We start from the raw sequence: 7,455 nt of genomic DNA, 5'->3' as shown, positions 1-7,455 counted from the left end.
GAGACTAGGACGTTGATAGGTTGGGTGTGTAAGTGCTGTGAGGCATTGAGCTAACCAATACTAATTGCTCGTGAGGCTTGACCATATAACACCAAAGTGGTTTTTTAAAAATCGCAGACACAGATTACGATAAAGCATCAGCAATGATGAGCATCGGTTTGATACTTGGTTATCCCTATTTCAAAATGAATTGTTAAAGGTCCAAGCACGTATTCGCGTGTTTTGGTGAGACGAAAACGTCCAACCAGAACAAAACGCAAAACGAATTGCTTGACGATCATAGAGGCGTTGAACCACCTGATCCCATCCCGAACTCAGAAGTGAAAAGCGCCATCGCCAATGGTAGTGTGGGAGATCCCATGTGAGAGTAGGTCGTCGTCAAGCTTTATATTGAAAAGAACCCCGTCCTGCCAAGCAGGGCGGGGTTTTTTCGTATTGGCGGTGTAATAATTTTCCTCCCAAGCAAGAGCGTGTGGGGCTCTTTACCAAAGATACGCATGTGACAGTCCCGCACGGATAAGCACCGTCAAGCTTTACATTAAGAAGGCCCTGATCGCTAACGCCGTCAGGGCTTTTTTTCGTCTGCAGGAAATGCCATCTAGCATTGCTTCGCTTGCGCCTGTTTCGCAAGCTCAACGCGTCAGCGCGAACTCAATAACAAGATGGCATGAATCAGGATACAAGGACGCATTAGAGTATTTATGTTGTTAGTTGCTCTGGCATTCTTGCTCCTCCCCCTCATGGAGGGGGGGGGTATTAATCTCAACGCCTCAGCGCGAATCCAATGCCAAGACGGTATGAATCAGGATAAAGGGTTGCGTGTTTCCTGAGGAGCACACACTCCTCCTCCCTGTGAAGGTAGGAGTCTCGTTCTTCCAACTTTCCAGTGTTCAGTGCTGTCAGGGCTTTTTCGTCTGCAGTAAATGTCCTATAAGCCTAAGCAATCGTTGTATTCTTGGGAAATTGGAATGTATCATTCTGGGTTTTTTTATGTCTTCCATATTGAGGTGGTTGTGGCGTTTTATCTGCTTGGTTTATCAATTATATTGGCTTTTACCCCGCTAAGCTCACCAGTTAAAAGGGTTCCTGTATGGTGTTTTACCTTCTTGGCAGCCATTGTTCTAGGGGTGTTAGAGAATGTGCTCGATATTAAGGGGCTTCTTGTCGTTCTAGCTTATACCTTGATGTTAATAGGGGGACTTTTTTTACGGCTTATCTGGCTTCGTCGATTGATTGTTTGTCTGTTTGGTGTGTTCTCTTTAGTACTTGCTATGCATCTATTGCCAGGTTTTTATAATGAGGCGTTAGTTTTAAACCAAAAAATCAGTACTGATGCAGTGCCTTTTAGTTTGTATGCTAACTTTGATAAAGGCTTGGTTGGCTTATTTTTACTAGTATATTTCTTTAGAGGGCAAGCAAGAGCGAATTATTACAAGAAGCTGCAGAACCCTAAAGAAGTGTTGGTTATATTGATACTTACACCTGTTGTGGCTTTGGCTTTTGCCACATTGTTAGGGCTGATTCAATTTGATTTAAAGGTTCCTGGATTCTGGTTAAGCTTTTTGGCCATCAATTTGTTGTTCACGTGTGTTGCTGAAGAGGTGTTCTTCCGAGGCTTTCTACAGCGAGGTTTATCAGTTTGGTTGGAGGGAAAGTTACCTCTGTTAATTGCACCAATTTTTTCAGCTCTAATTTTTGCTTTAGTACATATTGCAGCTGGTATTGAATATGCTCTAGTAGCTGGCGTTGCGGGGCTTGGATATAGTTATCTTTTTTATCGAACGAAAAGAATTGAATGGTCGATTCTATGTCACTTTATACTGAATGTGACTCATTTCTTCCTATTTACCTATCCCATGCTGGCTTGATTTATTTTTGCATGAGAGCTTTAAGTATGAAAAAAGCGGCCTAGTTAGGCCGCTTTTTTTAACTCTATAAGTAGGTATTAATCTTCTATTTGTGCATTATCGACGATGTGATTATCACCGATATCTTTCGGTAGAATTAAATTCAAAGTGATTGCTACGATACCGCATAGGCTAATGCCTTGAAGACTAAATTCGCCAATGCCAAAGGCCATGCCACCGATACCAAACACTAGAGTTACACCTACAATGATTAGGTTGCGCGACTTATGAAGGTCAACTTGATTCTTGATCAAGGTGTTAAGTCCTACCGCAGCAATCGAACCAAATAAGAGGATCATTATGCCACCCATAACAGGCAGCGGAATGGTCTGAAGAGCCGCCCCTAATTTGCCAACCCACGCTAGGACAATGGCTGCAACAGCGGCCCATGTCATGATGACAGGATTAAATGCTTTGGTAAGCATGACGGCACCTGTTACTTCGCTGTAGGTCGTATTTGGTGGTGCGCCAACCATTGCGGCCGCCATAGTTGCTACGCCGTCACCTGTGATAGTGCGATGTAAACCTGGTTTTTTCAGGTAGTCTTTTCCTGTAACGTTAGATATAGAAAGGATATCTCCAACGTGTTCGACGGCTGGTGCAATGGCAACCGGTAGCATGAATAATATTGCATTAATGTTGAATTCTGGCGCGGTAAAGTTTGGTATGGCAAACCAAGCCGCGTTGTATACAGGGTCAAAGTTGACGATACCGAAAAATAAACTGATGACATACCCAACAACAATGCCACCAAAAACAGGCAATAATTTGAAAAGGCCTTTAGCAAATACGCTAATGACGATGGTTGTAAGCAAAGACGCAAGTGCAATCCATATAGCAATATCGGCATTAATAGCTTGTACATTCCCGGCCTTTCCTAGCGCCATATTAACCGCAGTCGGTGCAAGACCTAGGCCGATAACCATGATAATTGGACCGATTACAACGGGGGGTAATAGCGTATGAATGAAGCCAGCGCCTTTGAGGCGAATCAACCCGCCTAGAATGACATAGACGAATCCTGCGGCAATTAAACCTCCCATGGTAGCTGGAATTCCCCATGCCTGAACGCCATACATAATTGGCGCAATGAAAGCAAAAGAGGAAGCGAGGAAGATAGGTACTGTTCTGCGAGTCGTTAATTGAAATAAGAGTGTTCCGATACCTGCGCCAAAAAGCGCAACATTTGGATCTAATCCTGTTAGTAGCGGGACGAGTACTAAAGCGCCAAATGCCACAAACAGCATTTGAAGCCCTAAGACGGCATTTTTCATAGGTTGAATCCTTGGATGATTTGGATGCAGGGATTTTATAGACAAGTAGATGTCAGTGCCAGAAAGGTAAGTGCTTTGTTAACAGAAAGTGAGTTTTTACTGTTGGATCACCTATGAGAACTCTTGTTTTTATTTAAAAAGCGTATTTCAAATTCGTCTACTGGAATAGGCCGACTGATGTAATAGCCTTGGACATCATCACAACCAATTTCTTTTAGCATGTCTAGTTGATCTTTCGTTTCAACACCTTCTGCGATAGTGGTCATGCCGAGTTGCTGTGCGAGTAGGATGATAGCGCTGACGATAACTTGATCATTAGTATTGGTTGTCATGTTGCGTACAAAGGACTGGTCAATTTTGAGTTTGTAAATGGGGAACCTTTGCAAATAACTCAAAGAAGAATAGCCTGTGCCAAAGTCATCAATGGAGGTGAATATACCTAGTTTTTGAAAGGACTCTAAAATGGTTATTGTATGTTCTGGGTCTTTAGTGGCAATGCGTTCAGTAAGTTCGAGTTCTAGATAGTGTGCTGGCACGGCGTATTCATTGAGTATTTCTGCGACAATGGTCGGGAGGTCACTTGCTTGAAATTGAGCGTAAGATAGATTTATTGCGATTCTGACTGGGGATATACCTTCTTCTAGCCACTGCTTCAATTGCTTTACCGCTTCTCGTAATACCCATTCGCCTATAGCCAAAATTTGCCCATTTTCTTCAGCAAGTGGAATAAATTCTGCTGGGCTAATATTGCCCAATTCTTTGCTATGCCATCGAATAAGGGCTTCCGCGCCTATTACTTTTCCTGTATCAAGAGAAATTTGTGGCTGGTAATGTAAGGAAAATTCTTTTCGCTCTAAAGCATCATGGAGAGCATTGCCTAACACCAGTGCTCGTGTTGATATAGATTGCATTTCTTCTGTGAAAAAAGCGTAGCAATTTCGACCTGTATGCTTGGCGTGATACATAGCCGCATCTGCTTGTTGATATAATATCTCGAAGTTTTCGCCATCGCGTGGGTACAAACTCACGCCTATGGACGGTGTGATAAAAAATTGATGCTGATCAATGGTGTAACGAGCGGATAAGACATCTTTGATGGTTCGAGTTTGTTCGATTAAATACTCCTCATTTTCTATGGGAAGCAGAATAATAAATTCGTCACCGCCTTGTCGTGCAATGTAGCCAATACCATCTACCAAAGCTCGCATTCTGTCGGCGACAGCCTGTAATAATTTGTCTCCTGTGCAATGACCAAGAGTATCATTGACATTTTTGAAGTGGTCTAAGTCGATAAATATTAAAGCTACTTGTGTGTTTGGTTTAGTTATTCGATGAAACTCTATATTCAGTGCCGTTCTGTTAGGGAGTTTGGTTAGTGGGTCATGATGCGCTAGCCACTCAACTTGGTCATGGGCTTTTTGGATTTCATCGATATCAATTCGTACACCAAGCATGCGTGCGGGTTGGTCTTTTTGATTAAACTCTGTGACGATGCAGCGTACGCCTATCCATCGATAATTACCGTCAATATGCTTTATTCGCGCTTGGTATTTGTAGTAATTTGGGCCCTTTTTACTGGTTAAGATACTGTTTATAGTATCCATAACATGCTGTCGGTCTTCGGGGTGTATTTTTTCTAATTCAGATGCTCTGTCTCCCACTCCGTCAACGGGAGGATACCCGAGCATTGTGAAATAAGAAGGGGTAGCGGACCAAGTATCTTGTTCGACGTTCCATTCCCATATGCCCACCTTGGTAAGCTTGAGTGCTTCGTTTACTCGGAACTCATTGTCTAATAACTGTTTTTCTTTATCTTTAAACTGAGTGATTTCTTGTGCATAACCAGCGAACGTAAAAGGAGCGCTATCTTTATTGTGTGTTGTAATAACGCTCACTTTGTAATGTTTGGCTTCACCATTAGATGGTGTAATATAGGTTTCACGTGAAGAGCCTGTTAGCTGGGAAATAAGTTCTTGAGTCTGAACTGGTTGGTGAGACAGAATTTGTTCATCTGTTTGTCCAAAGATTTCGGCTTGAGATAAATTAAGGGTATGTGCAAAAGCTGGATTACAATATAAATAGATTTGATCGGAGTTCTTTATCCAAATTGGATCTTTAATGGCATCAAGGGAAAAAGAGATCTGTTGTATATGATACTTTGATGCTTCAAGCTGTTTAACCAACCGTTGGTTTTGTAATCGATAGCGCAATAAAACTTTTAGGAGGATAAGCAAAAAGCATAGGGCTAAAGCGTACCCTAACATTATTACCCCTACATGCGTCATCATCATTTGTCCTAATTGTTCAGTTTCGGCCTACTACTCAAATGTTACGGTCGGGCGCTTCTTCTTACCTATAATCTTAAAGTAATGTCTATTTTCTGACTGTTGTCACTCTGTGTTGTTATGTAACTAATTAGATTCGGAAGAGTGTAAGTTTTGCTTTAAATGTATCTTGCGAATGTATTAAATATTTACTCTATCTGAACACTCGGCTGGAATACGTTTCGTTAATATAGGGCTCAACTTTAGCTGAGAGTATTGGATAATATGCCTTGCCATTATGTTTTAGAGTCTATAAAAGATTCGAGTATTGCAGGTCCGAAGGATCGAAATAAACGCCAAAAAATAGCGTTGTTGTCATCTGCTCATAAAGTTATGAGTCGTTCGTTATTAACTGTCGGAGTGTTGTTTAGCTTAACCGCTTGCGCTACTCAGACGGCACAAACGTCTTTTCAGCCATCGGCTCAACCACCAAAAGGTGAAGAGTTTAGTTACGCCTGGTTAAAAGGTTATGCGCGTCAACGAGCAACTCAACCTTATGAAAGTCATCAAGGTGAAATGCCGGATAGCCTAAAAGGCTTAGACTGGGATGATTACCAAGAGATTCAATTTAATAAAGATGCGGCTTTATGGCACGATCAGAAGTCTGATTTCCGTACTGGGCTGTTTCACTTGGGATTAGGTTTTGATACCCCGATTCATATCAACGAGCTTGAAAATGGCAAGTCAACGCCAATTCCATATATGCCCTCAGAGTTTAGTTATGGTAAATCCGGTGTCGATGGCAATAAGCTTCCTAAAGATCTTGGTTTTGCGGGTTTCCGTATGCAATTTGCGACGGATTGGCAGCGTGATGTGGTGGCTTTCCTAGGGGCAAGTTACTTCCGCGCCGTTGGTAGCGAAATGCAATATGGTCTTTCTGCTCGAGGTCTGGCGATTGACACGGCAATGCCTCATCCTGAAGAGTTTCCTATGTTCACGGATTTCTGGTTAGAGAAACCAAAACCTGGCTCAGATATGGTGACTGTCTATGCATTAATGGACTCTCCTAGTGTTACGGGGGCTTATCGTTTTGATATGACTCCCGGTGAACCATTAAAAATGCGTGTAGATTCCGCTATCTATCCGCGTAAGTCTGTGGAGCGTTTAGGTGTGGCACCAATGACCAGTATGTTTATGGTTGGTGAAAATGATCGTCGAACGAACTACGACTGGCGCGCGGAGATCCATGACTCAGATGGTCTAGCGATGCAAACCGGTAACGGCGAATGGATCTGGCGACCATTATCTAACCCACGTAATTTGCAGTTCAATGCATACAATGATGAAAACCCTAAAGGATTTGGTTTGTTGCAGCGTGATCGTAACTTCGACCATTATCAAGATGATGGGGTGTTTTACGAGAAGCGTCCAAGCTTGTGGATTGAGCCAATTGGTAACTGGGGAAAAGGCTCAGTGCAATTGGTAGAAATTCCAACGTTGGATGAAACCTTTGATAACATCGTGGCTTTCTGGAATCCGGCGGCGCCAGTTGAAGCAGGCCAAGAACTTCTATACAGCTACAATATGTATTGGGGAAGCCAACCTCCAGTGAAATCTAATCGTGCTCGTGTAGTGGATACCTTTACTGGTATCGGCGGTGTGATTGGCAAGAAACGCCAATATTACAGTAAGCGTTTTGTTGTGGACTTCGCTGGCGGATCTTTAGCAATGCTAGGTAATGATACAAAAGTGAAAGCGGTGATTACGTCATCGGATGGCAAAGTAGAGATTGAATCTGCTCGACCACTGCATTCAATTGATGGATACCGTGCAATGTTTGACTTAGTTCCACCAAAAGGTGAGCCTAAGCCGATTAACTTGCGTGTTTACTTAGAGGCCAATGGACAGCCATTAACTGAAACTTGGCAGTACCAGTGGACTCCACCTGCAGAAGAGGATAGAGAGCTTCATAATGCGGGTCACTTGAAGTAATCCATTTACTTTAGTGTT

Annotated in this window: 4 protein-coding genes and 1 rRNA gene; 3 read left to right on the top strand and 2 right to left on the bottom strand. The window is 42.7% G+C overall.

Annotation, left to right across the window (positions count from 1 at the left end; all coding sequences use genetic code 11):
- The first annotated feature begins 269 nt into the window (after nt 1–269).
- Both rrf and C0J08_RS21425 read left to right on the top strand, forming a co-directional pair.
- Nucleotides 270–384: ribosomal RNA gene (rrf, locus tag C0J08_RS21430) — 5S ribosomal RNA — on the top strand.
- Nucleotides 385–968: 584 nt separating this feature from the next.
- Entirely contained in the window at nt 969–1,868 is a 900-nt protein-coding gene (locus tag C0J08_RS21425) for a CPBP family intramembrane glutamic endopeptidase (protein WP_212653880.1), read from the top strand.
- A gap of 77 nt (nt 1,869–1,945) precedes the next feature.
- Here C0J08_RS21425 and C0J08_RS21420 read toward each other — a convergent pair whose 3' ends face one another.
- On the bottom strand, nt 1,946–3,181 hold the full coding sequence (locus C0J08_RS21420; RefSeq protein WP_212653879.1) for a uracil-xanthine permease family protein: 1,236 nt from the start codon (nt 3,179–3,181) through the stop codon (nt 1,946–1,948).
- A 107-nt stretch (nt 3,182–3,288) separates the two neighbouring features.
- Complete coding sequence (locus C0J08_RS21415; RefSeq protein ID WP_249344416.1) at nt 3,289–5,445, bottom strand: sensor domain-containing protein; 2,157 nt, start codon at nt 5,443–5,445, stop codon at nt 3,289–3,291.
- Between the two features lie 285 nt (nt 5,446–5,730).
- Here C0J08_RS21415 and C0J08_RS21410 point away from each other — a divergent pair, with 285 nt between their 5' ends.
- A complete protein-coding gene (locus C0J08_RS21410) occupies nt 5,731–7,437 on the top strand; it encodes an OpgD/OpgG family glucan biosynthesis protein (protein ID WP_212653878.1) in 1,707 nt (568 codons plus the stop codon).
- Nucleotides 7,438–7,455: the final 18 nt, after the last annotated feature.

The sequence above is a fragment of the Marinomonas sp. CT5 genome, assembly GCF_018336975.1.
Lineage (GTDB): Bacteria > Pseudomonadota > Gammaproteobacteria > Pseudomonadales > Marinomonadaceae > Marinomonas.
The sequence above is the reverse complement of the archived record's forward strand: the minus strand, read 5'-3'. Positions and strand labels throughout refer to the sequence as shown.